Raw genomic sequence first — 26,853 nt, forward strand, 5'->3', positions numbered from 1 at the left:
GGGGCCGTTTCTGGCATTTTCGCGGCGCCGGCCGAAATTATGCAGTCGAGCGCCTCTCCGGCACGTCGAGCCTGTCGATCCTGCGCAATTGCGGGAAACCGGTCGCCCAGATGAGCGACACCAGCAGCGTGCCGAGCCCGCCGAAGACGACGGCAAAGACGGCGCCGAAGCCGGCCGCCATAGTGCCGGCGCGAAACTCGCCAAGCTCGTTGGAGGCGCCGACAAATACCGCGTTGACGGCATTCACCCGGCCGCGCAGCTCGTCCGGCGTCCAGAGCGCGATCAGGCTTTCGCGCACATAGACCGAAATCATGTCCGCCGCACCCATGACGACGAGCGCGGCGATCGATATCCACGGCGTCGCCGACAGGCCGAAGACGATCGTGGCTAGGCCGAAGAGCGCCACGCCGACGAACATGGAGAGACCTGCCCGGTTGCAGATCGGGTGGGCGGCGAGCCAGATGGCCATGCCGACGGCGCCGACGCCCGGGGCAGCGCGCAACAGGCCCAGCCCCCATGGGCCGAGCACCAGAATATCGCGCGCGAAAACCGGCATCAGCGCCACCGCGCCGCCGAGCAGCACCGCGAAGAGGTCGAGCGAGATCGCCCCGAGCACGACCTTCTCGGCCTTGATGTAGCGGAAGCCGGCGGTGATCGTCTGCCAGTTCTGCGCCGAGGCGGGCGAGCGCTGGGTGGGCTTCGGCACGGCAAACACCATCAGCGCCGCAGCCGCGAAGAAGCAGAGGCTGACGGTATAGGGCACCATCGGGCCCAGGCCGTAGATCAGGCCACCCGCCACGGGTCCGACGATCGTCGCCGTCTGCCAGGAGCTCGAATTCCAGGCAATCGCATTCGGCAGATCCTCGACCGGCACGAGATTGGGCGCCAGCGATTGCGCGGCCGGCGTCAGAAAGGCCCGCTCGATCCCGAAGACGATGAGGATCGCATAGACCGGCCAGGGCGCGAACAAGCCGGTGACCGTCAGCACCAGCAAGGCCGCGGCGCAGAGCGTGCCGACGAGCATGCAGAGCCCCATGATGACGCGGCGATTGTAGCGATCCGCCACGCTGCCGGTGACGAGGATGAGGAGAAGCGACGGCAGGAACTGGAAAAGGCCGATCAGGCCAAGCGCGAAAGGATCCCGCGTCAGGTCGTAAATCTGCCAGCCGACCGAGACCGACATGATCTGCACGGCGAAATAGGCAAGGAAGCGCGAGACGAAATAGCGTCGGTAGCCGACATGCCGGAAGGCGGCGAAACGATGCGCAGTGTGGACGGCCGACATGGCGGAAGCACTCTCCGGGGATAATAACGCCCCGCATCGTTAAACATGATGGCGCGGGGTGCGAGCGTCGTACTTGCTCGTTTCGTTCCCAATGTCTACATGTCTGGCGACATAGATTTGGAGACTGGCATGATTGCTGTCATCGGTACCTTGAACTTCATCATAAATATCGCGTGGTTCCTGATCATCGCGTCGGCGATCTTCTCCTGGCTCTACGCCTTCAACGTGATCAACGTGAACAACCAGGCGATCAACATGATCGGCCGCTCGCTCTACCAGCTGACCGAACCGCTCTACCGGCCGATCCGCCGTTTCCTGCCGGACATGGGCGGCGTCGATCTTTCTCCGCTCGTCGTGCTTGTCATCCTCTATTTCATCCAGCTCTTCCTGAACACGACGATCGCGCCGGCGCTCATTCGCTGACATGGGCCGGCGAGCTCTGGCTGGCTTCGGCGACCATGCGCGCCTGGCGGTGAGGCTGACGCCGAACGGCGGCCGAGACGCGATCGACGGTTTGGAAACGGCGGCCGACGGCGAGGAGCACCTCAAGGTGCGGGTGCGCGCCGTGCCGGAAAAGGGCAAGGCGAACCAGGCGCTAATCGCCCTGCTAGCCCAATCCTTCGGCATCGCCAGGAACAGGATCTCCCTCGTCTCCGGCGCCACGCAGCGCAAAAAAATCCTCCGGATCGAGGCCGATCCGGAGGTTCTACAGAAGCGCCTCGCCGAGATCGCCGGCGCGGCAACATAATTACTTCTTCGCCTTGGCGCGCTCGACCGCTTCGCGGATCAGCTGCTTGGCGACGCCCGCATCCTTCCAGCCGAAGATCTTCACCCACTTGCCGGGCTCCAGATCCTTGTAGTGCTCGAAGAAGTGCTCGATCTGCTTGAGCGTGATTTCCGGCAGGTCGGTATAGTCGTGGACCTTGTCGTAGCGCTTGGTCAGGTGAGCCGACGGGACCGCGATGATCTTTTCGTCCTGGCCGGAATTGTCTTCCATCATCATCACGCCGATCGGGCGGACATTGATGACGCAGCCCGGTACCAGCGGCCGCGTATTGCAGATCAAGACGTCGATCGGATCGCCGTCATCGGAAAGCGTGTGCGGGACGAAGCCGTAATTGCCCGGATAAGTCATCGGCGTGTAGAGGAAGCGATCGACGACCAGCGTGCCGGCTTCCTTGTCCATCTCGTACTTGATCGGATGGCCGCCGACCGGCACTTCCACAATCACGTTGATATCTTCGGGTGGATTCTTTCCAATGGAAATCGCGTCGATCCGCATGAGCACCTCCAGGGCCGTTTAAGAAGTCGCCCGTCGGATAAAGGGAAACATGCGGCGATGCAACATGACTTTCGTCCAGCCGGGCGGAATTGCCATAGGCAGGCGACACGGCCAAATATGGGCAGAGCGGATTTTGTCCCGGAGAAAGTCGGTGGCCAGACGCCTTGCCCGGAGCCGCTTGGCAATAGCAGCCAGATATCATCTTCGGCAGCGCCGGGATGCATGAGGGCTTGCGGCGAAATGCATTTGCCCTGGAGGTCGTTATTTCCAGACGAGGCCGACCTTCTTCAGGTACTTCTCACCGAAGTCTTCCATGCCCTCGGCAACGTCGCGCCCGCCGGCCGAGAGGAAGAAGTTATAGGCGAGTTCGCTGTCCTCCAGGCACCAGACGACGAGCCCTTCGCAGCCGAGCGATTTCAACAAGCTCTTCGCCTCGCCGAAGAGCTTCCGCCCAAGCCCGAGGCCCTGATATTCCGGGCGCAGATAGATTTCGTAGATCTCGCCTTCCTGCGGCAGCGCTCGCGCCCGGCTCAGGCCAAGCGTGGCATAGCCGGCTATCGTTCCCGCCACGTCGACGACGAGCAGTGTCGCCGGACCGCGCGTCGCCTTTCGCCACCAGGTCTCGTCGCGCCGGTTGACCATCTTCACCAGCGGGCGGTGCGGGATGAGACCGCCATAGGCCTGTAGCCAGGATGCGCGATGCACATCGGCAATCGCCGCCGCTTCATGCGGCTCCCCGGGCCTGACCTCGATCGAAACAGTCTTCATGACCTGACTCTAAACACACGGCTCGGCGAACCGGAATCCCGCCCGTCTGCCGGCCAAGCTTAACCCACAGGCAACTTTAGCGGCATCCATGAGAAGGTTAACGTGATTTTAACTTTATCCGCAAGCCGGCCGCGAAAGGCACACACAGCAAAAAACCCCGGATCGCTCCGGGGTCCACATGCAGCTGTCCATTTTCTCGAAATTACGCGGCGCCGGCGGTGCGGGCCTTTTCGAAGCGCTTGCGCTCATGCGGATCGAGATGCAGCTTGCGAAGCCGGATCGACTTCGGCGTCACTTCCACCAGTTCGTCGTCCTGGATCCAGGAGAGCGCCCGCTCGAGCGTCATCTTGATCGGCGGCGTCAGGCGGACCGCCTCGTCCTTGCCGGCGGCGCGCATGTTGGTGAGCTTCTTGCCCTTCAGCACGTTGACTTCGAGGTCGTTGTCGCGGGTATGGATGCCGATGATCATGCCCTCATAGACCTTCTCGCCCGGCTCGATCACCATCGGGCCGCGGTCTTCGAGGTTGAACAGCGCGTAGGCGACCGCCTCGCCCGGCTCGTTCGCGAGCAGCACGCCGTTGATGCGGCCGCCGATCTCGCCCTTGTAGGGCTGATAGTCGTGGAACAGCCGGTTCATGATCGCCGTGCCGCGCGTGTCGGTCAGGAGCTCCGACTGGTAGCCGATCAGGCCGCGGGTCGGGGCGAAGAAAACGAGGCGGACGCGGTTGCCGCCCGACGGGCGCAGTTCGACCATTTCGGCCTTGCGCTCGGACATTTTCTGCACGACGACGCCGGAATGCTCCTCGTCGACGTCGATGACGACTTCCTCGATCGGCTCGAGAAGCTGGCCGTTGTTATCCTTGTGCATGACGACGCGGGGACGCGAGACGGCAAGCTCGAAGCCCTCGCGACGCATCGTTTCGATCAGAACGGCGAGCTGCAATTCGCCGCGGCCGGAAACGAAAAAGGAGTCCTTCTCGGACGATTCCTCGATCTTGAGCGCGACATTGCCTTCCGCTTCCTTGAACAGTCGGTCGCGAATGACGCGCGAGGTGACCTTGTCGCCCTCGGTGCCGGCAAGCGGCGAATCGTTGACGATGAAGGACATGGTGACGGTCGGCGGGTCGATCGGCTGGGCCGTCAGAGCCTCGGCCACCGAAGGATCGCAGAAGGTGTCGGCGACGGTGCCCTTGGTGAGACCGGCGATCGCGACGATGTCCCCGGCATGGGCTTCCTCGATCGGCTGACGCTCGATGCCGCGGAAGGCGAGGATCTTCGATATACGGCCGGATTCGAGCAGCCTGCCATCCTGTCCGAGCACCTTCACGGCCTGGTTTGGCTTGACGGAACCGGAGTGGACGCGACCGGTGATGATGCGGCCGAGGAAGGGGTTTGCCTCGAGGATCGTGCCGATCATGCGGAACGGCCCTTCCGCCACCGTCGGTTCGGGAACATGGTTCAGAACCAGATCGAGCAGCGGGCCCATTCCCTGGTCCTTCGGACCTTCGGGATTGACGTTCATCCAGCCGTCACGGCCCGAACCATAGAGGATCGGAAAGTCGAGCTGCTCGTCGGTCGCGTCGAGCGCGGCGAAGAGGTCGAAGACTTCGTTGATGACTTCCTCGTGGCGGCCGTCCGGCCGGTCGATCTTGTTGATCGCGACGATCGGCTTCAGGCCGACCTTCAGCGCCTTGCCGACCACGAACTTGGTCTGCGGCATCGGGCCTTCGGAGGCATCGACCAGCACGATCGCGCCGTCCACCATCGACAGGATGCGCTCGACCTCACCGCCGAAGTCGGCGTGGCCGGGGGTGTCGACAATATTGATGCGCGTTCCCTTCCACTCGACCGAGGTCGCCTTGGCGAGAATGGTGATACCGCGTTCCTTTTCCAGATCGTTGGAATCCATGACGCGTTCGGCAACGCGCTGGTTTTCGCGGAACGAGCCCGACTGCTTCAGAAGTTCGTCGACGAGCGTGGTCTTCCCATGGTCAACGTGCGCGATGATCGCGATGTTACGAATGCTCATTTTTTGTCTCGGAAAGTTCTGGGCGCGCGCGTCAGGGCGGGCACCGCTTTTTCAGTTGCCGCGCTCATACAGGTTTTTTTGCACGAGCGAAAGGGGGCCGGCGCGCGGAGCAGGTTTGCAAAAAGCAAGTCACCCAACGGCCGCCGGATCGAGCGTCACGCGCCAAAGCTCCTTGTCCTGCCGGTCCATGAGCCGCACGGTCAGCTGCCGCGTCTGCCCGCTGATGTCGACGATGCCGAAGAATTGCAGGCCGGCCGAGGGCGGCAGGTTGCTGTCGACGCCACCGCCAGACGCCTTGATGAACCGAACGTCCGGTCCGAAGGTCATGTCGAGCTCCTTCGGTCCATAGGTGCCGGAATGGAGCGGCCCGGAGACGAATTCCCAGAAGGGCGAAAAGTCCTTGAAGGCGGCGCGCGACGGGTCGTAGTGATGCGCGGCCGTGTAATGCACGTCGGCCGTCAGCCAGACGATGTTGTCGATTGCATTGTCGCGGATGAAGCGCAGCAGATCGGCAAATTCCGTCTCGCGCCCCTTGGGCGCACCTCCGTCACCATTAGCGACCGCGTCCGAGCCGCGCTTCCTCGAATAGTCGTCCCAGACGACGAGACCGATCGGCATGTCGCAGGCGATCACCTTCCAGGTGGCGCTGGATGCCGCAAGTTCGCGTTTCAGCCAGTCCGTCTGGCGCCAGCCCAGGAGGCCGGCCTCGCCGCCCTGGTTGGCGCCGCGATAGGAGCGCAGATCGACGAAGAAGACGTCGAGCAGTGGCCCATAGGCGATCCTGCGGAAGATCCGCCCCGGCTGCGTCGGCAGGGTACGGATCGGCGTCATCTCGTGGAAGGCGCGCGCCGCCCGCGATGCATAGACCGCCACGTCCTTCTCCGGATAGCGCGGGTCGTCGCGAAGATCCGTCGAGGCCGACCAGTTGTTCAGGACCTCGTGGTCGTCCCATTGATAGAAGGTCGGGCAGGCGGCATTGAGCTCCCGCACGTGCTCGTCAAGCAGATTGTATTTCCATTGGCCGCGATATTCCTCGAGCGTCCGGGCGACATCGCGCTTCTCCGGCGTCACGATGCGGTTCTTCCACATGCCGCCGTCGCGCAGCTTGATCTCGTCGGGGATTGGGTTGTCGGCATAGATCGTGTCGCCGGAATGGATGAAGAAATCCGGCTCGTGCAGCCGCATCGTCGAATAGGTCTTCATGCCGACCTCATCGATCCCCCAGCCCTGGCCGGCGGTATCGCCGGACCAGACGAAGCGCACCGACCGGCGGCGCAGGGGCGCGGTGCGGAAGCGGCCGACGATCGGCTCGGAAACGCGGTTGCCGTCATAGAGATCGGTGGCGGTGAAGCGGTAAAAAATGTCCTGGTCGGGCAGCAGATTGTCGAGGCTGGATTTGACCGCGCAATCGGTCTGCGGCGTCGCATCGATGTCGGGGAGCCGGGCGGCGTTCGAAAAGCTCTCGGTGGTCGAATATTCGACCGCGACCCGCGCCGGCCGGTCGACCCGCGTCCAGATCATTCCCGACCGTGTATCGACATCGCCGGACTGCACGCCGTGAACGAACTCCGGCCGGCCGTAGCCCCTAGCGTAAAAGGGGGTCGCAAGCCCGGAAGAAGCGACGAGACCGGCAGCGCCAGCCGATAGGAGAAAGGAACGCCTGGTAAGCGTGTCTCGAACAGCCGCCAAATCCTGCCTCCGGTCCGCGAATCATCGTTCTCGCAAGCGGACCATTGGCGCCATGCATGTCAGCGGCTTTACAGGCGCATGAAACTATTTGAACGGATTGGCGACAGTTCTGTGAAGGAAGCGGAGTTCCCGAAGGGAACCTCCGCCGATGTCGGTGCCCCTCATCTGCCTGCCGGCATCTTCGCCCCGCCTGCGGGGAGGAAGGTTGCGGCAGCGGGATGAAAAGGAAACCGTAATGGTCGCGTATGTGGTGGTTGAAATAGCCGCCGGCCGAATCCTCCTGCAGGAGTTCCTCGTAAACATGCACCGGTACGTCAAGGTAATGATAAGGTCGGTGGTTGCCGACGAACCAGATGCTCAACCATCCGACGCGGCGCGTCGTATTTCACCGCTTGGATTGCCGTAGAGTCGAGAGTGACAGGAGATTTCCGGTTCGGCATCGACGTCTTCCTGGGTCTCTGGAAATCCTTGCCGCTTGCATTCTATAACAATGCGGCAATTCCATAAACGGTTGCACTCGCCTGCCGCTCGCACCCATCTGATCCCAAAAATCCGGTATGCGTCGGCCGCGGCACCTATGAGGTCTTTGCCTTGACCCGTTCGAACGCCCAGTCCCGCGATCGGCTCGAAGCCATTCTCACCCGCTTGGGAGAGCGCCTCGGCGACGAACGCGTCTTCATGAAGCTCTATACCGAATCCGCCCGCGCCGAAGCGGATGCCTCCGATCGCAGGGGCCGGGAAGGAACGGGTCTCGGTCCGCTCGACGGCCGCATCGTCTCGATAAAGGATCTCTTCGACGTTGCCGGCGAGCCGACGCTTGCCGGTTCAATCATCCGGCGCAGCGCGCCGCCCGCAGCGGCGGACGCGACGATCGTCCGGCGCCTGCGCGCCGCCGGCGCGGTGATCATCGGCAAGACCCATATGACCGAATTCGCCTTCACCGCCGTCGGCCTCAACCCGCATTATCCGCCGCCCGGCAACGCGCGGGACGCGAGCCTCATCCCCGGCGGCTCGTCCTCGGGAGCGGGTGTTTCGGTGACGGAAGGCACGAGCGAAATCGCCATCGGCTCCGACACCGGCGGCTCGGTGCGCATTCCGGCTGCGCTGCAGGGGCTTGTCGGCTTCAAGCCGACCGCCCGCCGCGTGCCGCTCGACGGTGCCTTTCCGCTGTCGCCCAGCCTCGATTCGATCGGCCCGCTGGCGCTGAGCGTCGCCGATTGCGCGGCGGCCGATGCGATCATGGCCGGCGAGCCATCCGAACCGCTGACGCCGCTGCCGATTGCCGGGCTGAAGCTCGCGATACCGAAGGGTGTGCTCTTCGACGACCTCGCGTCCGATATCGCCGCGGCCTTCGAAGCAAGCCTGCAGAGGCTTTCGCGCTCGGGCGCAACAATTGCCGCATGCGACCTCGACGATCTCCTGCGCCGCTTCGCCGAAGCCACCGCAATCGGCTCCCTCGCCGGGCTCGAGGCAAGCCGCATCCATGCGGACTGGCTCCCCGACGAAAACGCGCCGGTCGATGCGCGCGTCAAATCCCCGCTCCGCCGCCGTCTCGCCGTTCCCGACGCGGCCATCGAAAGCCTGCTGCTGACGCGGCGTGCGCTCGTCCGCGCGATGGACGAGCGCCTCGCGCCCTTCGACCTCGTGCTGCTGCCGACGACGCCGATCCCCGCTGTCCCGTTCGCCTCCGTGGAGCAGGACAGGCAGGCATATCGCCGTGTCGAGGGTCTGCTGTTGCGCAACACCGAGGTCGCCAACCAGTTCGACCTGGCGGCCATCACGCTGCCGATGCCCGGCACTGCCTTGCCGGCGGGGCTGATGCTGATGGCTCGAAACGGCTTCGACGGAACGCTGCTGCGGGTGGCCGCATCCGTGGAGCGATTGTTGCAGGGCGGCTACTGCATGTCTCCTTAAATCGACCTCGATTTAAGGACAAAGCCATGCAGCAATTCAAAGTGCTACAGCGACCTTTGCGCGTCTGATAAGACGCGCGGCGCTGTAGCGCCGACCGCCCTCAGTGCATCGTCTGGAAAGACCAATCCTCATCGAGGATCCGGAACGCATCTTCCAGCGCGGCGACCAGAATATCGGTGAGTTCGTCGCCGTCGTTTTCCATCAGGTAGAGAGCCACGCTCGCATCCTGCGGGTCGCTATAGTGCTCAACAATGTCAGACATTCATCGTCCTTCCTTCGCCACGAATCATTCCGGCTGTTGGCGCCAGGATGAAAGGGCCGGCTTGTGCAGAGCTTGAGGTCCGCCGCAACCTCGCCAATCGACGCCGACCAACCAGCTGGCCGATGTTTTTCCTCGCCCTCGCCGCTCAGGCGCGGTAGAGGACCATCGAAATCGAGTGTCGAGGTCCATGATGTCGAAGAAGACGAGGCGCGATGACGCCCACCTGCAGCGGCTGAAGACCGATTTCCCGGACATTTATCGCGCCCTGCTCGCCGGTGAGATCGGCTCGGCGCGCAAGGCCTTCGTCCTCGCCGGCATCGAGCCGGAGCGCACCCGCATCGAGAAGCTCAAGAATTCCTGGGCGAAAGCGACGGATGCCGAACGCGACGCCTTCCTGATCTGGCTTGCCGCCAAAGGCGCGCGGCCACTCGCCCCGAGACTGACCTCCCCTGCGCCGACGTCTTCCGATCCGCGGCCGGCGCAAACACCCATCGCCAGCGGCCGCTACCTGCTTGCCTCCACCATCGCCGAGATCAAGGCGATCATGGACCGGCGCCGCATGACGCCTGAGGACGTGATGCAGGAGATGGGATGCGAAGCCGAGGGCCGCGCGCTTTCCGGCGCACTCGCCCGCGGCGCCAGTCTCAGACTGTCGGTCATTGCCGCCTTGGAGGCATGGCTGCGCGCCAACAGGCGCTGAGCGGAAACGCATAGACTGGGCGGAAACGGGAGCGGAAAGGATGAGCTTCGACAAGCTGCTCGGCATCGACGTCGGCTACGCCCGGTCCCGCCCGACCACCGGCATCGCCTGGAGCCTCGGCGAGGCCGTCGGCTCCGCAAGGACCCACACCGATTGGGAGCGGCGGCAGCGGCACATCCCCCTCTCGACGTCTTTCGCAATGATCGCCATCGACGGCCCCTTGACGCCGCCGGACGCCCCCGACAGGCTCGACCGCCTGTGCGAGCGCCTCTTGACCCGCGGCGCCTTCCAGCGACGCTGCAAGCCGGGCCTCAGTCACTTCGGCCACGGTCTCGCTCTCAGAAAAGCCGCCGCCGAGACCGCCGCACAAGTTGGCCACCTGGCCGCTGCCGCACCGATCGGCCGAGCCGTCATCCCCGGCGCCGCAATCATCGAGGCCTTCCCCAACGCCTTTCTCGGGGTTCTTCTCGCCGATGAGCGTTTCGCCATATCAAAAGCCGCGAAACGCAAGAAGTTCGACTGGCTCTATGCGCAAGCGGCCGAGACCGGTGTCATCGCTCGCCTCCTCGATTTCATCGGCTGGCACAATGGCCGCTTGCTGCAGAACATCACCACCGAAACCGACCACGAAAGACGCGCTGCCTGGATCTGCCTGCTGACCGCCGCCTGCGCCGCGGCCGGCAAGTCGGAGGTCGTCGGCGATCCGGCCGGAGGATGGATCTGGCTGCCGCCGGCGGAACTCTGGGCGGGGTGGGCTGCCGACGCCCTGAGTCGGAGCAAGGTGGCGGCCGCGTGCGGTGGCACGACGCGGCGGTGAACCTGTTTAAACTTGGGCGTGATTTATGGCGGAGAGGGGGGGATTCGAACCCCCGATGGGCTTGCACCCATGCCGCATTTCGAGTGCGGTGCATTCAACCACTCTGCCACCTCTCCGCGGGCGGTTGGCGCTTTGAAGCGCGGCCGGTTCATAGCGGCAGTTTCGGCCGCTGACAAGGGGCAGAAAGAAGAATATCTTCAAGTCGGTGGCTTTCGCCTTGACAAGGAAGGGCGACTCCCGTAATCCGCGCCATGAAGTGGTGTGGCCTGCCCGCACCGCAGCGGGTAATGGTTTGTGCCCGTTCACTGGCGGAGGTCAAGGGGGTTCCTCGCATCTCTCCGCTCAACGTAGCGACTGACAAAAAGACGGCCTTGTCCACGGGCAAAGAGCCGGACCGAACATGAAAGGATAAAGTATGTTCGCAGTCATCAAGACCGGTGGTAAGCAGTACCGCGTGGCAGCCGACGACGTCATCACCATCGAAAAGCTGGAAGGCGTTCAAGGCGACAAGATTGAATTCACCGAGATCCTGATGGTCGGCGCCGGCGCCGATGCCACCATCGGTGCTCCGTTTGTCGAAGGTGCCATTGTCAGCGCCGAAGTTGTGGAACAGGGCCGCGCCAAGAAGGTCATCGCCTTCAAGAAGCGCCGCCGCCAGAACTCCAAGCGTTCGCGCGGCCATCGCCAGCATCAGACGACCGTCCGCATCCTGGACATCGCTGCTGCCGGCGGCAAGGCGAAGAAGGCTTCGAAGAAGACCGAAGCCGCCGCTGAAGCTGCAAACTGAGTTCCGAGATCGAAGGTTTAAAGGAGAACACCAATGGCACACAAGAAAGCTGGCGGTTCGTCGCGTAACGGTCGCGATTCTGAGTCCAAGCGCCTTGGCGTGAAGAAGTTCGGCGGCGAAACCGTCATTGCGGGCAACATCATCGTGCGCCAGCGCGGCACGAAGTGGCATCCGGGCGCCAATGTCGGCCTCGGCAAGGACCATACGATTTTTGCGCTTACGGCAGGCAACGTGGACTTCCGTACGAAGGCCAACGGCCGAGTCTACGTGTCTGTAATGCCGAAAGCCGAAGCAGCGGAATAAGCCGGTAGCGCTCTAAAACAGCCGGCGTCTCATCGACCCGGCTGATGCACCCGCAAGGTTCAAAAGCCAGACTTCAAAGGGGAGATGGGACGATACCCAACTCCCCTTTCGCATGTCTGGAGGAAGAACCATGCAAACCGAGCTCTTGAGGGAAGACCAATCCCGGTCTCCCGAACAAAGGCTGAGGCCTCAGCGGTCAAGGACCGATTGCCCGATATTGTTATCGCCCCGGCTCGTTTTGCGCGCGCCCCACGAAGACGATATCGACGCCCTTGCCCATCTTGCCAACAACGCCAATATCGCCACCATGGTCTCGCGCATGCCGCACCCCTACACCACGGCGGATGCGGCCGATTTCGTGCGACGCGCAAAAGCCGGCACGATTGGCAAGTGCGTCTACGCGATCACCAAGGCGGACAATGGCGCATTCCTGGGTTGCTGCGGCATCGAGCCGCATCCCGACGGCAAGACGGCCGAGCTCGGCTACTGGCTGGGCGAACCCTACTGGAACCAGGGCTACGCCACGGAAGCTGCGCAAGCGCTGACCGACATGGCTTTCCGCACCCGCGACATCGACCAGATCGATGCACGCTGCCGTGTGATGAACATGGCTTCGCGCCGGGTCATCCAGAAGTGCGGCTTCCAGTTCCAGGGCTCCGGCATGGTCGACAGCCTGGCGCTCGGCGGCACCATTGCCGTCGAGTGGTACCGGCTCGACCGCAAGACTTGGGTTTCGCTCAGAAGCTGGGGAGGCATGCGATGAACGCGCTCGTTCCCGAACGGTCGCGGGTGGTCGCCCGCCCCGATCCCGGCCCCTGCCCCATCATCGAGACGCAGCGGCTGCGTCTGCGCCCGCACCGGCTTTCCGATGCCGCGGCGATCGCCGAATCGCTCGGCGATTTCCAGGTGGCGCGCATGCTGGCTCGGGTGCCGGCGCCCTACCACCAGCAAGATGCGCTCGACTGGCTGAACCGTCAGACGGCAAGCGTCCTGCCCGACTGGATGCTCGCCGTCACCTCCGGCGACGACGTCCATATCGGCTGCGTCGGCATCGAATTCCGGCGGAGCGAATGGCACGTTGGCTACTGGCTGAACCGCTTCTATTGGGGCAAGGGCCTGGCCAGCGAGGCCGTCCATGCCGCCGTCGAACGCTTCTTCCGCCGCATGCCGGAGGCGGTGCTGCATTCGGGCGTCTTTGCCGACAACCCGGCCTCGCTCAAGGTGCAGGAGAAGCTCGGCTTCCGCATCACCGGCTGCAGCCAGATCTATGCGCTCGCGCGCAATGCCATGGTGGCGCATATCGAAACGCGGTTGACGGCGGAGGACCTGCGCCGGCCGGCTTGACGAACAGAACCCGCCGGAGCTCAGCTTTGGCGGGTCCTTCATGCGATAGTCTTTGACCTCTGCCGGAACCGCCTATATCGATGGCGGCGACTGCAAGAGAGCAAGGATGCGCGGTCTTCCAGCTTTATCCTTCCTCACCCCAGATGAAGCCGAACACGCAAGAAATGGCGAGCCGATGAAATTCCTCGATGAAGCGAAAGTCTATATCCGGTCCGGAGATGGCGGCGCCGGCGCCGTCTCTTTCCACCGCGAGAAATTCATCGAGTTCGGCGGACCGGACGGCGGCGACGGCGGCCGCGGCGGCGATGTCTGGGTGGAGGCGGTCAACGGCCTCAACACGCTCATCGACTTCCGCTACCAGCAGCACTTCAAGGGCAAGACCGGCGTTCACGGCATGGGCCGCAACCGCACCGGCGCGAAGGGTGCCGACGTAACGCTGAAGGTGCCGGTCGGCACGCAGATTTTCGAGGAAGACAACGAGACGCTGATCGTCGACATGGTCGCGGAAGGCCAGCGTTATCGGCTCGCGGCCGGCGGCAATGGCGGCTTCGGCAACGCCCATTTCAAATCCTCGACCAACCAGGCGCCGAACTGGGCCAATCCCGGCCTCGAGGGCGAGGAGAAGACCATCTGGCTGCGCTTGAAGCTGATCGCCGATGCGGGCCTCGTTGGCCTGCCGAATGCCGGCAAGTCGACCTTCCTTGCCGCCTGCACGCGCGCCCGGCCGAAGATAGCCAACTATCCTTTCACGACGCTGCACCCCAATCTCGGCGTCGCCACCGTCGACGGGCAGGAATTCATCATCGCCGACATTCCCGGGCTGATCGAGGGCGCCCATGAGGGCGTCGGCATCGGCGACCGCTTCCTCGGTCATGTCGAGCGCACCCGGGTGCTGCTGCACCTGGTTTCGGCTCAGGAGGAAGATGTCGCCAAGGCCTACAAGACCGTCAAGCACGAGCTGGAGGCCTACGGCGGCGGGCTCGAAGACAAGCCGCAGATCGTCGCGCTGTCGCAAATCGACGTGCTCACCGACGAGGAGTTGAAGGCGAAATCGAAGGCGCTCGCCAAAGCCTGCGGCGCGCCGCCGCTCCTCATCTCGGCCGTGACCAACAAGGGCATGACCGAGGCGCTGCGGGCACTGCGCGACGTCATTTCCTCCGCCAAGGCCGGCGAGGAGCAAGCCTGACATGGCCGCGAACCGCAAACCGCTCGAAAAGCACCGCCGGATCGTCATCAAGATCGGCTCGGCCCTGCTCGTCGACCGCCAGACGGGGCTGAAAAAGAGCTGGCTCGACGCCATGTGCGCCGACATCGCGGCGCTAAAGGGCAAGGGCGTCGAAGTGCTGGTCGTTTCCTCGGGCGCCATCGCGCTCGGCCGCACCGTATTGAACCTGCCGGCCGGCGCCCTGAAGCTCGAGGAAAGCCAGGCGGCCGCCGCCGTCGGCCAGATCGCCCTCGCCCGCGCCTGGTCGGAAAGCCTTTCGACCGACCAGATCATCGCCGGCCAGATCCTGCTGACGCTCGGCGATACGGAGGAGCGACGCCGCTACCTGAATGCGCGCGCCACGATCAACCAGTTGCTGAAGCTCGGCTCCGTGCCGATCATCAACGAGAACGACACGGTCGCCACCACCGAAATCCGCTATGGCGACAACGATCGGCTCGCCGCCCGCGTGGCGACCATGGTCGGCGCCGACCTGCTCGTGCTGCTATCCGACATCGACGGGCTCTATACGGCCCCGCCGCATCTCGATCCGGAAGCCCGCTTCCTCGAGACGATTGCGGAAATCACGCCGGAGATCGAGGCGATGGCCGGCGGTGCGGCCTCGGAACTGTCGCGCGGCGGCATGCGCACCAAGATCGATGCCGGCAAGATCGCCACAACGGCCGGTTGCGCGATGATCATCGCCTCCGGCAAGCCGGTGCATCCGCTGAAGGCGATCGAGGCCGGCGCCCGTTCCTCCTGGTTCGCGCCTTCCCGCTCGCCGGTGACGGCGCGCAAGACCTGGATCGCCGGACAGCTCCTGCCGGCCGGTTCGATTGCGATCGATGCCGGCGCGGAGACGGCGCTGCGCTCCGGCAAGAGCCTGCTTCCGGCCGGTGTCCGCCAGGTGACCGGAACGTTCAGCCGCGGCGACACGATCGCGATCCTCAACAATTCCGGCCGCGAGATCGCCCGCGGGCTCGCCGGCTACGACGCCGACGAGGCGCGCCAGATCGCCGGCAAGAAATCGGCCGAGATCGCCGCGATCCTCGGCTACGCCGGCCGCACCGCCATGGTGCATCGCGACGATATGGTAATGACGGCTCCCTCGGAACCACGATCCGGGGCGGAAAAGGACGAGAAGAAAGGGGAGCTCCATGCTTGACACGGTCGAGAACGGCTCAGACGTCAATGCGATCATGCTGGAGATCGGCCGTCGCGCAAAGGCGGCCGCCCGGCCGCTCGCCATTGCCAGCGCCGAACGCAAGGATGCGGCGCTCATCGGCATGGCCGAGGCAATCATCGCGAGGAGCAGCGACATCCTCGCCGCCAATGCGACCGATCTCGCAAACGCTGAAGAGAGCGGTGTCGCCAAGGCCTTCATCGACCGGCTGACGCTGACGGACGGCCGCATCCGCGACATGGCGGACGGCATCCGGGCGATCGCGGCGCTGAAGGATCCGGTCGGCGAGGTCATTGCCGCATGGGACCGGCCGAACGGCTTGCATATAGAGCGCGTCCGCACGCCGCTCGGCGTCATTGGGGTAATCTATGAAAGCCGTCCGAACGTCACGGCGGATGCCGGCGCGCTCTGCCTCAAGGCGGGTAATGCGGTGATCCTGCGCGGCGGCTCCGACAGCTTCCATTCGTCGCGGGCGATCCATGCCTGCCTGGCCGAGGGGCTGAAGGCTGCCGGCCTGCCGGAAGAAGCGATCCAGATGGTGCCTGTCGCCGACCGCGCCGCCGTCGGCGCCATGCTTTCGGGGCTGAACGGGGCGATCGACGTCATCGTGCCGCGCGGCGGCAAAAGCCTCGTCGCCCGGGTTCAAAACGAGGCGCGCGTGCCGGTCTTCGCCCATCTCGAAGGCCTTTGCCATATCTATGTCGATGCCTCCGCCGACCTCGACATGGCGAAAAACATCGTCGTCAATGCCAAGATGCGCCGAACCGGCATCTGCGGCGCCGCCGAGACGCTGCTGATCGACCGCAACGCCGCCGACCGGCTGGCGAAACCGCTGCTTAAGGGTTTGCTCGACGCTGGTTGCGAGGTGCGCGTTTCCGAAGAGCTCCAAGGCCTGCTACCGGGCCTGAGAGGCGCAACCGACGAGGACTGGGCGACGGAGTATCTGGAGGCGATCATCTCGGCCGGGCTCGTCGACGGCATTTCCGGCGCCATCGAGCACATCAACAGCTGGTCTTCGGCCCATACCGAGGCGGTGATCGCCGAGGATGCGGCGGTCGTCGAGCGCTTCTTCACCGAAATCGACTCGGCGATCCTGCTGCACAATGCCTCGACGCAGTTTGCCGATGGCGGCGAGTTCGGCATGGGCGGCGAGATCGGCATTGCCACCGGCAAGATGCATGCCCGCGGTCCGGTCGGCGTCGAGCAGCTCACCTCGTTCAAATATCGCGTGCGCGGCACAGGACAGGTGCGGCCCTGACGACACCTGCGGATGTGAAGCCGGAATATCTGCGCATGCCGCATGTCGAGAGCGGCATGGCCGTCGGCCTGTTCGGCGGATCGTTCAACCCGCCCCATGAGGGCCATGTGCTCGTTGCCGAGACGGCGCTACGCAAGCTCGGGCTCGACCAGCTCTGGTGGATGGTGACGCCCGGCAATCCGTTGAAGGACCGCAACAATCTCGCGCCGCTCGCCGAGCGGATCGCGATGAGCGAGAAGACCGCCGGCAATCCGCGCATCAAGATCACGGCCTTCGAGCAGGCGCTCGGACAGAGCTATACGGCGCGCACCCTGGAGTTCGTCCGGGCACGCAACCGCGGCGTCCGCTTCGTCTGGGTGATGGGGGCCGACAATCTCCGGAGCTTTCATCGCTGGCAGGACTGGCGCCGGATCGTCGGCACCTTCCCGATCGCGGTGATCGACAGGCCGGGCTCGACGCTCGCCTATCTGTCGTCGCCCATGGCCAGGACCTTCAGCCATGCGCGAATCGACGAGGACGACGCGCCGAGGCTTGCATCTCGGCCGCCGCCGGCCTGGACTTTCATCCACGGACCCCGCTCCTCACTAAGCTCGACGGCGCTCCGTTCCGCCAAATCCGGGTGAATTCCCGTCATTTACGTCTCGCGTCTTGAAACCGTACCGGTTTGGTGCCTACATTTGACGCACGGTTCGACCTCAATCACGGACCGGAAGTGCTTGTTCTGTTCATTCGGAAAGGAAAGACCCTGACAACAGCACACGCCAAGGGATATGCGGTCTCCGCAGTCCCGCGCAGCACGGAACTGAGCGACGAAGCCGCTGTCCGTGCGCTTAAGCTGGTCCTCGAAAGCCTAGAGGACTCGAAGGCAGAAGATATCATCACCATCAACATTGCCGGAAAGTCGGCGTTGGGAGACTTCATGGTCGTCGTCTCCGGGCGTTCGAACAGGCATGTTATGGCCATTGCCGACCACCTGGTGACGGACCTGAAGGACGAGGGCCTTGGCAATCCCCGCGTCGAAGGTCTCGAAGGTGGCGACTGGGTGCTGATCGACACCGGCGATGTGATCGTTCACATCTTCCGGCCCGAGATCCGGGAATTCTACAACATCGAAAAGATGTGGGCGGCCCCGGAGGTCGAGGACAGCACCCTGCACTGAGACGCGCCGCCCGTCCCTGACCGATCGCCTCAGGACGGAGCGACGACCGGTGCCGATTTGAGATGCCGCTGCCATCACCCGACCGGGAGGATGGCAGCAGAAGGGTTTTTGCCGATCGAAATCCCCTTCGATCGGATGCCGGTGGGGATGGAAACGGGTCAATGCGAATCGGACTTTTCGCAGTCGGCCGCCTCAAGGCGGGGCCGGAAAAGGATCTCGCAGCCCGTTACCTCGATCGCTTCGCCAAGGCGGGACCGGCCATCGGCCTGGAACTGGCGCGCGTCGTCGAAGTCAACGAGAGCCGCGCCGCCAACGCGGAAACACGCAAGCGCGAGGAAGCGGCCCAGCTCGAAAAGGCGCTTGCCGAGGGCAGCCTGCTGCTCTTGCTCGACGAACGCGGCAAGGCGCTCGATTCGGAGAGTTTCGCGACGCTGCTCGGCACGTTGCGGGACGGCGGCAAGCGCGATCTGATGATCGCCATCGGCGGTGCCGACGGGCTCGACCCGACACTTCATGCCCGGGCCGATTCCGTCCTCTGCCTCGGCAAGATGACCTGGCCGCACCAGCTCGTGCGCATCCTGATTGCCGAACAGCTCTATCGGGCCGTGACGATTTTGGCCGGTCATCCGTATCATCGTGCGTGAATCTCATTCGTCGGCAATAACAAGAATATGTATTGGTGGGCTGCGGCAAATCGGATTAGGGTTTCCTGATTTATTTGCTTAGCCCACGAGACAGGATGACGCGCGCCAGGAACAGAGACGTCGCCCGGATGAAATTTGCCGTCGGGCAGGTCGGTCGGCACGCGGCGATCGTCGCCGTTCTCCTGTTGAGCGGCGCGCCGGCACTGGCGCAGGATCCCGGCGCGGCCGCTCCGGGCCCGACCGCTGCGACGCAGGGGCCGCCGGATCCCGCCGCCGACCTGACCCTGAGGCGCGACAGCACACGCAGCGAACTCGAGGCGCTGTCGAAGACGATCGGCGTCTCGCGTGATCGCGCCGCGGCTCTCGAGCAAACGATTGCCGAGATCGACAAGAGCAATGCGGCGCTGCGCTCGGCGATCGTCGATTCGGCGGCGAAGCGCCAGGACCTCGAACGGCAGATCGCCGAGGGCGAGAAGAAGCTCAACGAGCTGCGCGCCAAGGAGGACGTGGTCAAGCGCTCGCTCAGGGGCCGGCGCGGCGTACTCGCCGAGGTGCTTGCCGCCCTGCAACGGATGGGCCGCAACCCGCCGCCGGCGATCTTGGTGACGCCGGAAGATGCGCTTGGCTCCGTTCGCAGCGCCATCCTGCTCGGCGCCGTCGTTCCAGAAATACGCGAGCAGACCGACAGCCTCGTCGCCGATCTCAAGGCGCTTTCCGACATCCGCGCCGGCATAGCGAGGCAGCGGGACGATCTGACGGCGACGATGACCGCCAATCTCGAGGAAGAGCGGCGCATGTCAATGCTCGTCGCCGAGAAGGAAAAGCTGCGGCAGCAGAACGCGACGGAACTCGCCTCCGAGCAGCTCAAGGCGGAGGAACTGGCCCTGCAGGCGACCAATCTCGAGGGGCTGATCTCCTCGCTCGAAAACGAGATCTCCTCGGTGCGCGAGGCAGCCGCGACGGCGCGCGCGCAGGAGGAGGAACGGCTGCGGATGAACGAGGCCGAGCGCCAGGCGGCGCGGGAATTGGCCAAGAGCGCGGTGCCCGACAAAAACCGTATTGCGCCCGCATATGTGTTTTCGGAATTGCAACAGAGGCTCAGCTATCCGGTCGCAGGCTCGATCCTGCGGCAATTCGGCGACGCGGACGGCACCGGGCACTCGCTGCAGGGGATCATGCTGGAAACCAATGCAGGCGCGCTGGTGACCACGCCGGCGGACGGATGGGTTGTCTATGCCGGCAGCTTCCGCAGCTACGGACAGATGATCATCCTCAATCCCGGCGACGGCTACCATATCGTGCTTGCCGGAATGGAGAGCGTGAGCGTCCGCCCGGGGCAATTCGTCGTGGCAGGCGAGCCGGTGGCGACGATGGGTGCAAAAAGAGTGGCGAGTGCGGCGGCCTTGACGCTGGAAACCGACAGGCCAACGATTTACATTGAATTCCGAAAAGACGGAAAGCCGGTTGATTCCCGACCGTGGTGGACCGCAGCAGAAGTTGGAAAGGCGCGAAATGATACGTAGAGCTTCACTTGTTCTGGTCGGGGCGCTGATGGGGGCGACGGCGATGGGCGTCGTCTATTCGGCAACGATCCCGGCCGTGGCGGCCAATTCGTCCACCTATCGCGAGCTGGCGATTTTCGGCGATGTGTTCGAGCGCGTGCGCGCTCAGTACGTGACGCCGCCGCAGGACGACAAGCTCATCGAGAATGCCATCAACGGCATGCTCTCCTCGCTCGACCCGCATTCGAGCTACATGAACTCGGCGGATGCCGAGGATATGCGCACCCAGACGCGCGGCGAGTTCGGCGGCCTCGGCATCGAGGTGACGATGGAAGAGGATCTCGTCAAGGTGACGAGCCCGATCGACGATACCCCTGCCGCCCGCGCCGGGGTGCTTGCCGGCGACCTGATTTCGAAGATCGACGGGCAGGACGTCCGCGGCCTGAAGCTCGAGGAAGCGGTCGACAAGATGCGCGGTGCCGTCGGCACGCCGATCAAGCTCACCATCCTGCGCAAGGGTGCGGAGAAGCCGATCGAAGTGACGATCGTTCGCGACGTGATCGCCGTGCGTGCCGTCAAATACCGCGTTGAAGGCGATGTCGGCTATCTCCGAGTGATCTCCTTCACGGAGAAGACCTTCGACGACCTGAAGAAGGGCATCGAGAAAGTCAAGGCGGACGTCCCGACCGACAAGCTCAAGGGCTATGTGCTCGACCTGCGACTCAACCCGGGCGGTCTGCTCGACCAGGCGATCAATGTTTCGGACGCTTTCATGGAACGCGGCGAGGTCGTCTCGACCCGCGGCCGCAACCCGGACGAGACGCGCCGCTTCAACGCGACGCCGGGCGACCTGACGGACGGCAAGCCCGTCATCGTCCTCGTCAACGGCGGCTCAGCTTCGGCATCGGAGATCGTCGCCGGTGCGCTGCAGGATATGAAGCGCGCGACCGTGCTCGGCACGCGTTCCTTCGGCAAGGGCTCGGTTCAGACGATCATTCCGCTCGGCGACGCCGGCGCACTGCGCCTGACGACCGCGCTTTATTACACGCCGTCCGGCAAGTCGATCCAGGGCACCGGCATCACCCCGGACATCAAGGTCGAACAGCCGCTGCCGCCGGAACTCCTCGGCAAGGTCGAGGCCCAGGGCGAGTCCGATCTGCGCGGCCACATCAAGGGCCAGAACGAGGACGACGAGGGCTCCGGTTCGGTCGCCTATGTGCCGCCGGAGGCCAAGGACGACATTCAGCTGAACTACGCGCTCGACCTCCTGCGCGGCAAGAAGACGGATCCGTCCTTCCCGGCCAATCCCGAACAGGCCGAGCTCAAGAAGTAAGCGGACGCGAAGCGGATGAGACAAAGGCGCCGGGCTGTTCAACCCGGCGCCTTTATATTATGCATCGGCGATGTAGCCGACTGCCGATGATTCTCGCGAGCGGGGCGCATCCCTCACCGGCAACGTTCCAAAGGTCGAGGCTCCGTTTGGGAACTGATCTCAATGCCCCCCTTGGCCAGGGCCCGAAGAAGCGGCCTCGGCGCAAGCGCGACCCGCGCCGGCTGTCCGGCTATGCATTTCTTGGCATCTTCACCCTTGTCGTCGCCGGGCTTTCCGGCTGGGCCGCCTTGGCGCCCGATCCCCTGCTCCGCACTCCGGATCCGGTAGCGAGCGCAGAAGCGAGCCAGGCGCCCGCCGAGCAAGTCGCATCCCCCGCCAAGCCGAAAGGAGCAGCCGGCTCGCTTCGCCCGAGCGGCGCCCGTTCCGGCGCCCATGTCGAGGAGATCCTCACCGACGACGGCGCAACGGTCACGAAATTCACGCCGAGGCCGCGCGATGGCGAGGGCCCGGCGCTGATCAGCGCCGGGGCGATGCGCGGCCAGGACCCCCGCATGGCGGCGCTTCCGAACGAGGACCTCATCGAAGCAACGCCCGAGGGCCGGCTGCCGACCGTCGGTCCGGACGGTTTGCGGCCCATGGATCAATATGCCCGGCCCTGGTCCGGCGCCCGCGGCACCCGCATCGGGCTCGTCGTCGGCGGCCTCGGCCTCAGCCAGACGGGGACCCAGCGGGCGATCCGCGATCTGCCGCCGGACGTGACGCTCGCCTTCGCCGCGGCCGGCAACAGCCTGCAGCGCTGGATGCAGGATGCGCGCCGCGACGGCCACGAGATCCTCCTGCAGATCCCGATGGAGCCCTTCGACTATCCGGACAACGACCCCGGGCCGCATGCGCTTCTCGTCTCTCGCGGCGCCACGAAGAACCTCACCGAGCTGCACCGCAGCATGGGCCAGATCACCAATTATACCGGCGTCATGAACTATCTCGGCGGCCGCTTTCTCTCCGATGCGGATGCGCTCGAGCCGGTGATGCGCGACCTCGGTAAGCGCGGCCTGTTGTTTCTCGACGACGGCACCTCGGCGCAATCGCTTTCCGGAACGCTCTCTGGCGCCTTGGGCGTGCCGCATGGCTTTGCCGATCTGGTTCTCGACAGCGAACTCAGCCGCAGCGCGATCCTGCGCAAGCTCGACGAACTCGAACGCGTCGCGCGGCGCAACGGCACGGCGATCGGCGTCGCCTCCGCCTTCGAAGAGAGCGTGGCGACGATCGCCGACTGGATGGAGGAGGCCGGCGGGCGTGGCATCGAATTCGTCGGCATCTCGGCGCTCGTCAACGATCCGCAACAAAACTGATCTAAGCAGGCTGAATGCCTGACAGCACATGCAAGGGAATGACGACATGGGTAAAGACAAGGGCAAGGCTTTGAAGGCAGAGGACCTGCCCTATCGGCCGTGTGTCGGCGTCATGGTCCTCAATCAAGAGGGGCTCGTCTGGGCGGGGCATCGGCTTGCCGTCGGCAATTCGGAATATGACGGCTCGCCGCAGCTCTGGCAGATGCCGCAGGGCGGCATCGACGAAGGCGAGGACCCGCTTGAAGCCGCCTATCGCGAGCTCTACGAGGAGACCGGCATGCGCAGCGTTTCGCTGCTTGCCGAGGCGCCCGACTGGATCAATTACGACCTGCCCGAGCATCTGATCGGCATCGGGCTCAAGGGCAAGTATCGCGGCCAGACGCAGCGCTGGTACGCCTTCCGCTTCGAAGGCGACGAAAGCGAAATCGCCATCAACCCGCCGCCGGGCGGTCACGATCCCGAATTCGACGCCTGGGAATGGAAGCCGATGCGCGAACTGCCGGGCCTGATCGTGCCTTTCAAGCGCAAGGCCTATGAAGAGGTCGTCGCCGCCTTCGCGCATCTGGTGGGTAGGTAGGCCCGCCGTCGGAGCCCGCCCCGCAAAAACGGGACGGGCTACTGATCGCGGATCGTTCGGACCTTCGTCAGGCGAGGACGAAGTCGCTCGTCGTAAGTGTTCTGACGTTCTGCAGGATGGCGACCAGTTGCGGGTCTTCGGCAGTACCCGAGCCGTCGGCATCGAACCAGAGACGGCCATTGTCCGTCTCGAACAGGAACATGCCCTTTCCGCTCGTCGCTGCGGGGTCGGTGCCTGTCACGAGTGTCACCGCCGCATCGCCCCCCGCGATGCCGAAGGCGTCGCGCTCGATGACGAGCTTGTCCTGGCCACGGGTGAAATCGGTGATGACGTCTCCCTCGCCGTCGAATCCGTCCTTATCGAAGACGAACCGGTCGTTGCCGGCACCGCCGGTCAGCCAATCATCGCCCTTGCCGCCGACCAGCATGTCGTTGCCCGTGCGACCATCGAGGATGTCGTCCGCCTTCCCGCCATAAAGAACATTGCCGTTTGCATTGCCGCGAATCTCATCGTCGGCGCCGCTGCCTCTGATGTTTTCGACGTTCGTCACCGTGAGACCGAGTGCCAGGCCCTTGCTCGCCGCCTGATCCTGGAGATCGAGAACGACCGAAGTCGATCCTTCGCTGAAGGAAAGCGTATCGACACCGCTACCGCCGTCTAACACATCCCTGCCTGATGGATCATCGCGGATGAGAAGGTCGTCGCCAGCATCCCCGAAGAGTTGATCGTCGCCGGCGCCGTCGCGGAGCGTATCGTTGCCGTTTCCGCCGTGCAGGGTGTCGTCGCCGTTGTTGCCCTTGAGCGTGTCGTCGAGAGCGCCGCCGCTCACCCTGTCACGGCCGTTGCTGCCCGCATAATCAAGCCCTTCGAAGCCGTTGAACCATGTCGCCGTATCGACGATCACCGCTGCGCCAGAGAAGGCAAAACTGATTTCCCGCGTCTGCCCAGTGAGATCAAGGTTCAGCACGTCGGTTCCGGCGCCGCCGTCCGCCTTGTCGCCGATGCCGATATAGACCGTGTCATTGCCGTCCTCGGCATAGATCACGTCCTTGCCCTCGGTACCGGCGAGGCCCGCGCCGCGGATGATGTCATTGCCAGCGCCGCCTCTCAATCTGTCGTTGCCGGCATCACCCGATATCGTGTCGTCGCCGGCGCCGCCGTTGAGGACGTCGTTGTTGCCGCCGCCGCTCAACTCGTCATCGAGGCTACCGCCGGCGAAGGTGTTGCTGCCCGCACCCCCGATGAGCTTGACTCGCTCGACGTTCCTCACAAAGACGGACGCGTTGGTAGCGGTCACGTCGGCCGAGAGCTCAAATCCGACATTCGACCAGGACATGCTGAAGTCGATGGTCGCGAAGTCGTTTCCGGCGCCTCCGTCGAGGTCGAGAACCCCATTCGAGGCGCTCCGCGAAAACGTGTCGTTCCCGGCGCCGAGATTGACGACATTGGTGCTGGCACCGCTCGAACCGTCGGCAACGGCGACCTGATCATCGCCGTCGCCGGCGTTGATCGTGTTCCAGCCGTCATAGTCGCGGATAACATCGTTTCCGCCACCGGCGGTCAGCGTGTCGTTGCCGTCACCGCCATCCAGCCAATCCGCACCGTTGCTGCCAATCAGCCTGTCGTTGCCGCCGTAGCCGGAAAACGAGACGGTCTCGGCGGAGCCTACGGATGCAACCACGTCGTCGCCGGCGCCGAACAGGATCTGATAACGCTCGAAATTGGTGAGAACCGAGCCATCGGAAAGCGTGGCGACGGCGCCGTTGACCGAAAAGGTCAGAGCGCCTGTAAGAGAGCTGCGGATAACAGTTACCCAGTCCTTTCCCGCGCCTCCATCGGCCTGGTCCGCACCGCCGCCGCCGAGGGATACTTCGTCATCGCCGCTGCCGCCGATCACATTGTCGATGCCGAGACCTGCGTTGACATAATCATCGCCGGCGCCGAGATCGACCGTATCGTCTCCTCCATCGGAAAAGACGACGTCGTTACCGTCGGCTGTGATGATGCGGTTCGCTTCGGAACCGGCGGCGAAGATCGTATAATGCTCGATGCCGGAAATCGTCGTTGCACCGTCGAGCGTGTTGACCTCGGTCGCCGCCTTGGCGGTAAAATCGCCGGTGAAGTTCCCGATTTGCAGACGATCGCTGCCGCTTGAATCGGTAATCTGGTCCTTCCCTTCGCCATGGGTGTAGATGAAGACATCGTCGCCAGCGCCTCCCTCCGACTTGTCGTCTCCAAGACCGCTGAGAAGAACGTCGTCGCCCGCCCCTCCCTGAAGAATATCCGCGCCGTCGCCGGCGAATATCTGGTCCCTGCCGCTGCCGCCCGAAAGGAGATCGTTGCCGACGTCACTAATGAGCAGATCATCGCCGTCGCCGCCATAGAGCTTGTCGTCGCCGTCGCCGCCGTAGAGATAGTCCTTTCCAGCGTCCCCGAAGAGGATGTCATCCCCGGTTTCGCCGAACAGGCGGTCGGAACCATAGCCGCCGGCGAGCATGTCGGCACCCGTGTGGCCCGTCAGCGTATCATCGCCACGGCCACCCCAAAGCTCGTCATTGCCGGCGCCTCCCCACAGAGCATCGGCATAGGCGCCGCCGGATATCACATCGTCGAAACTGGTCCCGCCAATCGAGAACGACTCCACATTCATCACTTGCATGCCGCCGGTCAGGGTCTGCACGGAAGCCCAATCATCAATCCTGATGTCAAGTCCGGCGCCATAGGCCGCATAGTTGAGCATCACCGTGTCGGTGCCGGAGCCGCCGTCGACGATGTCGCCGACAGTCTCATCGTATCCGTTGGCGACAATGGTGTCCCGGCCGCTGCCCCCATGCAGCATGTCCTGTCCGACATCACCCATGAGCCGATCGTTGCCGCTGTCACCGTTCAGCGTATCGTCCCCGTCGGCGCCGCGGATGTCGTCACTCTGAAATGACCCGTTGACGGTATCATTGTCCCCATCACCATTGGCCGTGTCGTAGCCCATGCCGCCATTGATGACGTCGGCACCCTCGAGGCCCGTTATGACGTCGGCCTCAAGATCGCTGCCGATCAACACATCGTCGCCGTTCGTACCCGTGATAGTTCCCATTCCTGTCTCCTGACTGGTTGCCTCGGGGACGTGCAGGCTCGAACCACGATCCTCATGTCTCGCCCGTCAAAATCGGATTGTTCGGAGAAATGCCGCGGGCGTGCCGCTCGATTGCTCAAAGGCCGCACTGCCCAGTCCCGCCGGCTGTCGCCAACGCAGCCCCCGCATTTCAATGCCTTGTCGCATTGAGGCGCATCCGATCTGCAAACTGACAATGAGCGAGCCGGAAAAACAGCGTGAAATGAACGAGAACCGGCAAATTTCCGTGACCTGCTTCGACCCCCATACCGGATCATGCATTCGCATGACCTCGAGAACGGAGCTTCCGTTCCGCTGCCATCTATGCGCGAGTTCTGAGGTCTCTCCTGTT

27 protein-coding genes and 1 tRNA gene are annotated in these 26,853 nt (G+C 64.1%); 19 read left to right on the forward strand and 9 right to left on the reverse strand.

The features are described 5' to 3' along the window. Window positions 1-37: 37 nt before the first annotated feature. Complete coding sequence (locus CO664_RS18465) at window positions 38-1,285, reverse strand: MFS transporter (protein ID WP_097539549.1); 1,248 nt, start codon at window positions 1,283-1,285, stop codon at window positions 38-40. Window positions 1,286-1,414: 129 nt separating this feature from the next. Between CO664_RS18465 and CO664_RS18470 the strand changes: the two genes are divergently transcribed. Together CO664_RS18470 and CO664_RS18475 are read left to right on the forward strand one after the other, a co-directional pair. Next, window positions 1,415-1,708: a YggT family protein gene (locus CO664_RS18470; RefSeq protein ID WP_012709685.1), complete on the forward strand. Its 294-nt coding sequence runs from the start codon at window positions 1,415-1,417 to the stop codon at window positions 1,706-1,708. Between the two features lies 1 nt (window position 1,709). After that, the gene (locus tag CO664_RS18475; RefSeq protein ID WP_097526146.1) at window positions 1,710-2,033 is read left to right on the forward strand and encodes a DUF167 domain-containing protein; all 324 of its coding nucleotides are present in this window, start codon (window positions 1,710-1,712) and stop codon (window positions 2,031-2,033) included. Here the strand turns inward: CO664_RS18475 and ppa are convergent, their stop codons facing one another. From ppa to CO664_RS18500, 5 genes are all read right to left on the reverse strand, one after another. Beyond that, window positions 2,034-2,567: an inorganic diphosphatase gene (gene ppa / locus CO664_RS18480; protein ID WP_037417814.1), complete on the reverse strand. Its 534-nt coding sequence runs from the start codon at window positions 2,565-2,567 to the stop codon at window positions 2,034-2,036. A gap of 261 nt (window positions 2,568-2,828) precedes the next feature. Further along, window positions 2,829-3,335 carry a GNAT family N-acetyltransferase gene (locus CO664_RS18485; protein WP_097526145.1) on the reverse strand — a complete coding sequence of 169 codons (507 nt, stop codon included), beginning with the start codon at window positions 3,333-3,335 and terminating at the stop codon, window positions 2,829-2,831. A 202-nt stretch (window positions 3,336-3,537) separates the two neighbouring features. Beyond that, window positions 3,538-5,364 carry a translational GTPase TypA gene (gene typA / locus CO664_RS18490; protein ID WP_097539551.1) on the reverse strand — a complete coding sequence of 609 codons (1,827 nt, stop codon included), beginning with the start codon at window positions 5,362-5,364 and terminating at the stop codon, window positions 3,538-3,540. Between the two features lie 129 nt (window positions 5,365-5,493). Next, a complete protein-coding gene (locus CO664_RS18495; protein ID WP_097526143.1) occupies window positions 5,494-7,053 on the reverse strand; it encodes an alkaline phosphatase in 1,560 nt (519 codons plus the stop codon). Then, entirely contained in the window at window positions 6,950-7,360 is a 411-nt protein-coding gene (locus CO664_RS18500; protein ID WP_234819775.1) for a KTSC domain-containing protein, read from the reverse strand. Before CO664_RS18500 ends, CO664_RS18495 begins: the two co-directional genes overlap by 104 nt. A gap of 284 nt (window positions 7,361-7,644) precedes the next feature. On the opposite strand from CO664_RS18500, the gene CO664_RS18505 reads away from it, so the two are divergent. After that, window positions 7,645-8,967 carry an amidase gene (locus tag CO664_RS18505; RefSeq protein ID WP_097539552.1) on the forward strand — a complete coding sequence of 441 codons (1,323 nt, stop codon included), beginning with the start codon at window positions 7,645-7,647 and terminating at the stop codon, window positions 8,965-8,967. A 100-nt stretch (window positions 8,968-9,067) separates the two neighbouring features. On the opposite strand, the gene CO664_RS18515 is transcribed toward CO664_RS18505, so the two are convergent. Further along, complete coding sequence (locus tag CO664_RS18515; RefSeq protein WP_097526141.1) at window positions 9,068-9,229, reverse strand: hypothetical protein; 162 nt, start codon at window positions 9,227-9,229, stop codon at window positions 9,068-9,070. 190 nt (window positions 9,230-9,419) lie between these two features. Here CO664_RS18515 and CO664_RS18520 point away from each other — a divergent pair, with 190 nt between their 5' ends. After that, window positions 9,420-9,929, forward strand: coding sequence for a hypothetical protein (locus tag CO664_RS18520; protein WP_097526219.1), 510 nt, complete (start codon window positions 9,420-9,422; stop codon window positions 9,927-9,929). A 40-nt stretch (window positions 9,930-9,969) separates the two neighbouring features. Next, on the forward strand, window positions 9,970-10,746 hold the full coding sequence (locus CO664_RS18525; RefSeq protein ID WP_037417828.1) for a DUF429 domain-containing protein: 777 nt from the start codon (window positions 9,970-9,972) through the stop codon (window positions 10,744-10,746). Window positions 10,747-10,772: 26 nt separating this feature from the next. Here the strand turns inward: CO664_RS18525 and CO664_RS18530 are convergent. Further along, window positions 10,773-10,862, reverse strand: a tRNA-Ser gene (locus tag CO664_RS18530). 299 nt (window positions 10,863-11,161) lie between these two features. Between CO664_RS18530 and rplU the strand changes: the two genes are divergently transcribed. From rplU to CO664_RS18605, 14 genes are all read left to right on the forward strand, one after another. Beyond that, entirely contained in the window at window positions 11,162-11,533 is a 372-nt protein-coding gene (gene rplU / locus CO664_RS18540) for a 50S ribosomal protein L21 (RefSeq protein WP_097539553.1), read from the forward strand. A 33-nt stretch (window positions 11,534-11,566) separates the two neighbouring features. Then, window positions 11,567-11,836: a 50S ribosomal protein L27 gene (gene rpmA, locus CO664_RS18545; protein WP_097539554.1), complete on the forward strand. Its 270-nt coding sequence runs from the start codon at window positions 11,567-11,569 to the stop codon at window positions 11,834-11,836. Between the two features lie 130 nt (window positions 11,837-11,966). Continuing rightward, complete coding sequence (locus CO664_RS18550) at window positions 11,967-12,599, forward strand: GNAT family protein (protein ID WP_176536621.1); 633 nt, start codon at window positions 11,967-11,969, stop codon at window positions 12,597-12,599. After that, the gene (locus tag CO664_RS18555) at window positions 12,596-13,180 is read left to right on the forward strand and encodes a GNAT family N-acetyltransferase (protein ID WP_037417912.1); all 585 of its coding nucleotides are present in this window, start codon (window positions 12,596-12,598) and stop codon (window positions 13,178-13,180) included. The genes CO664_RS18550 and CO664_RS18555 overlap by 4 nt, the downstream gene beginning before the upstream one ends. Window positions 13,181-13,355: 175 nt before the next feature. Continuing rightward, a complete protein-coding gene (obgE, locus tag CO664_RS18560; protein ID WP_037417924.1) occupies window positions 13,356-14,366 on the forward strand; it encodes a GTPase ObgE in 1,011 nt (336 codons plus the stop codon). 1 nt (window position 14,367) lies between these two features. Next, a complete protein-coding gene (gene proB / locus CO664_RS18565) occupies window positions 14,368-15,549 on the forward strand; it encodes a glutamate 5-kinase (RefSeq protein ID WP_097539556.1) in 1,182 nt (393 codons plus the stop codon). Beyond that, window positions 15,542-16,825, forward strand: coding sequence for a glutamate-5-semialdehyde dehydrogenase (locus CO664_RS18570; RefSeq protein WP_097539557.1), 1,284 nt, complete (start codon window positions 15,542-15,544; stop codon window positions 16,823-16,825). The genes proB and CO664_RS18570 overlap by 8 nt, the downstream gene beginning before the upstream one ends. Before the next feature lie 14 nt (window positions 16,826-16,839). Further along, the gene (locus CO664_RS18575) at window positions 16,840-17,448 is read left to right on the forward strand and encodes a nicotinate-nucleotide adenylyltransferase (RefSeq protein ID WP_097539558.1); all 609 of its coding nucleotides are present in this window, start codon (window positions 16,840-16,842) and stop codon (window positions 17,446-17,448) included. 89 nt (window positions 17,449-17,537) lie between these two features. Continuing rightward, complete coding sequence (rsfS, locus tag CO664_RS18580) at window positions 17,538-17,984, forward strand: ribosome silencing factor (RefSeq protein ID WP_037418182.1); 447 nt, start codon at window positions 17,538-17,540, stop codon at window positions 17,982-17,984. Window positions 17,985-18,145: 161 nt separating this feature from the next. Continuing rightward, window positions 18,146-18,628, forward strand: coding sequence for a 23S rRNA (pseudouridine(1915)-N(3))-methyltransferase RlmH (rlmH, locus tag CO664_RS18585; protein ID WP_037417938.1), 483 nt, complete (start codon window positions 18,146-18,148; stop codon window positions 18,626-18,628). Window positions 18,629-18,723: 95 nt separating this feature from the next. Beyond that, window positions 18,724-20,151: a murein hydrolase activator EnvC gene (locus CO664_RS18590; RefSeq protein ID WP_234820280.1), complete on the forward strand. Its 1,428-nt coding sequence runs from the start codon at window positions 18,724-18,726 to the stop codon at window positions 20,149-20,151. Then, the gene (locus CO664_RS18595; RefSeq protein ID WP_037417945.1) at window positions 20,141-21,463 is read left to right on the forward strand and encodes a S41 family peptidase; all 1,323 of its coding nucleotides are present in this window, start codon (window positions 20,141-20,143) and stop codon (window positions 21,461-21,463) included. Before CO664_RS18590 ends, CO664_RS18595 begins: the two co-directional genes overlap by 11 nt. 146 nt (window positions 21,464-21,609) lie before the next feature. Further along, a complete protein-coding gene (locus CO664_RS18600; protein ID WP_097539561.1) occupies window positions 21,610-22,815 on the forward strand; it encodes a divergent polysaccharide deacetylase family protein in 1,206 nt (401 codons plus the stop codon). Between the two features lie 46 nt (window positions 22,816-22,861). Further along, a complete protein-coding gene (locus CO664_RS18605) occupies window positions 22,862-23,392 on the forward strand; it encodes an RNA pyrophosphohydrolase (protein WP_097539562.1) in 531 nt (176 codons plus the stop codon). A 67-nt stretch (window positions 23,393-23,459) separates the two neighbouring features. Here the strand turns inward: CO664_RS18605 and CO664_RS18610 are convergent, their stop codons facing one another. Then, entirely contained in the window at window positions 23,460-26,483 is a 3,024-nt protein-coding gene (locus CO664_RS18610) for a calcium-binding protein (protein ID WP_097539563.1), read from the reverse strand. Window positions 26,484-26,853 lie beyond the last annotated feature (370 nt).

Origin of the sequence: Sinorhizobium sp. NG07B (assembly GCF_002532005.1) — a bacterium.
Lineage (GTDB): Bacteria > Pseudomonadota > Alphaproteobacteria > Rhizobiales > Rhizobiaceae > Sinorhizobium > Sinorhizobium fredii_C.

Coding starts and splice junctions, on each gene's coding strand:
- rplU (WP_097539553.1), top strand. CDS start 11,162: ATGTTCGCAGTCATCAAGACCGGTGGTAAGCAGTACCGCGTGGCAGCC.
- CO664_RS18465 (WP_097539549.1), bottom strand. CDS start 1,285: ATGTCGGCCGTCCACACTGCGCATCGTTTCGCCGCCTTCCGGCATGTC.
- typA (WP_097539551.1), bottom strand. CDS start 5,364: ATGAGCATTCGTAACATCGCGATCATCGCGCACGTTGACCATGGGAAG.
- obgE (WP_037417924.1), top strand. CDS start 13,356: ATGAAATTCCTCGATGAAGCGAAAGTCTATATCCGGTCCGGAGATGGC.
- CO664_RS18555 (WP_037417912.1), top strand. CDS start 12,596: ATGAACGCGCTCGTTCCCGAACGGTCGCGGGTGGTCGCCCGCCCCGAT.
- CO664_RS18610 (WP_097539563.1), bottom strand. CDS start 26,483: ATGGGAACTATCACGGGTACGAACGGCGACGATGTGTTGATCGGCAGC.
- CO664_RS18470 (WP_012709685.1), top strand. CDS start 1,415: ATGATTGCTGTCATCGGTACCTTGAACTTCATCATAAATATCGCGTGG.
- CO664_RS18590 (WP_234820280.1), top strand. CDS start 18,724: ATGACGCGCGCCAGGAACAGAGACGTCGCCCGGATGAAATTTGCCGTC.
- CO664_RS18550 (WP_176536621.1), top strand. CDS start 11,967: ATGCAAACCGAGCTCTTGAGGGAAGACCAATCCCGGTCTCCCGAACAA.
- ppa (WP_037417814.1), bottom strand. CDS start 2,567: ATGCGGATCGACGCGATTTCCATTGGAAAGAATCCACCCGAAGATATC.
- CO664_RS18570 (WP_097539557.1), top strand. CDS start 15,542: ATGCTTGACACGGTCGAGAACGGCTCAGACGTCAATGCGATCATGCTG.
- CO664_RS18525 (WP_037417828.1), top strand. CDS start 9,970: ATGAGCTTCGACAAGCTGCTCGGCATCGACGTCGGCTACGCCCGGTCC.
- rpmA (WP_097539554.1), top strand. CDS start 11,567: ATGGCACACAAGAAAGCTGGCGGTTCGTCGCGTAACGGTCGCGATTCT.
- rlmH (WP_037417938.1), top strand. CDS start 18,146: ATGCGAATCGGACTTTTCGCAGTCGGCCGCCTCAAGGCGGGGCCGGAA.
- CO664_RS18485 (WP_097526145.1), bottom strand. CDS start 3,335: ATGAAGACTGTTTCGATCGAGGTCAGGCCCGGGGAGCCGCATGAAGCG.
- CO664_RS18605 (WP_097539562.1), top strand. CDS start 22,862: ATGGGTAAAGACAAGGGCAAGGCTTTGAAGGCAGAGGACCTGCCCTAT.
- proB (WP_097539556.1), top strand. CDS start 14,368: ATGGCCGCGAACCGCAAACCGCTCGAAAAGCACCGCCGGATCGTCATC.
- CO664_RS18595 (WP_037417945.1), top strand. CDS start 20,141: ATGATACGTAGAGCTTCACTTGTTCTGGTCGGGGCGCTGATGGGGGCG.
- CO664_RS18520 (WP_097526219.1), top strand. CDS start 9,420: ATGTCGAAGAAGACGAGGCGCGATGACGCCCACCTGCAGCGGCTGAAG.
- CO664_RS18475 (WP_097526146.1), top strand. CDS start 1,710: ATGGGCCGGCGAGCTCTGGCTGGCTTCGGCGACCATGCGCGCCTGGCG.
- CO664_RS18515 (WP_097526141.1), bottom strand. CDS start 9,229: ATGTCTGACATTGTTGAGCACTATAGCGACCCGCAGGATGCGAGCGTG.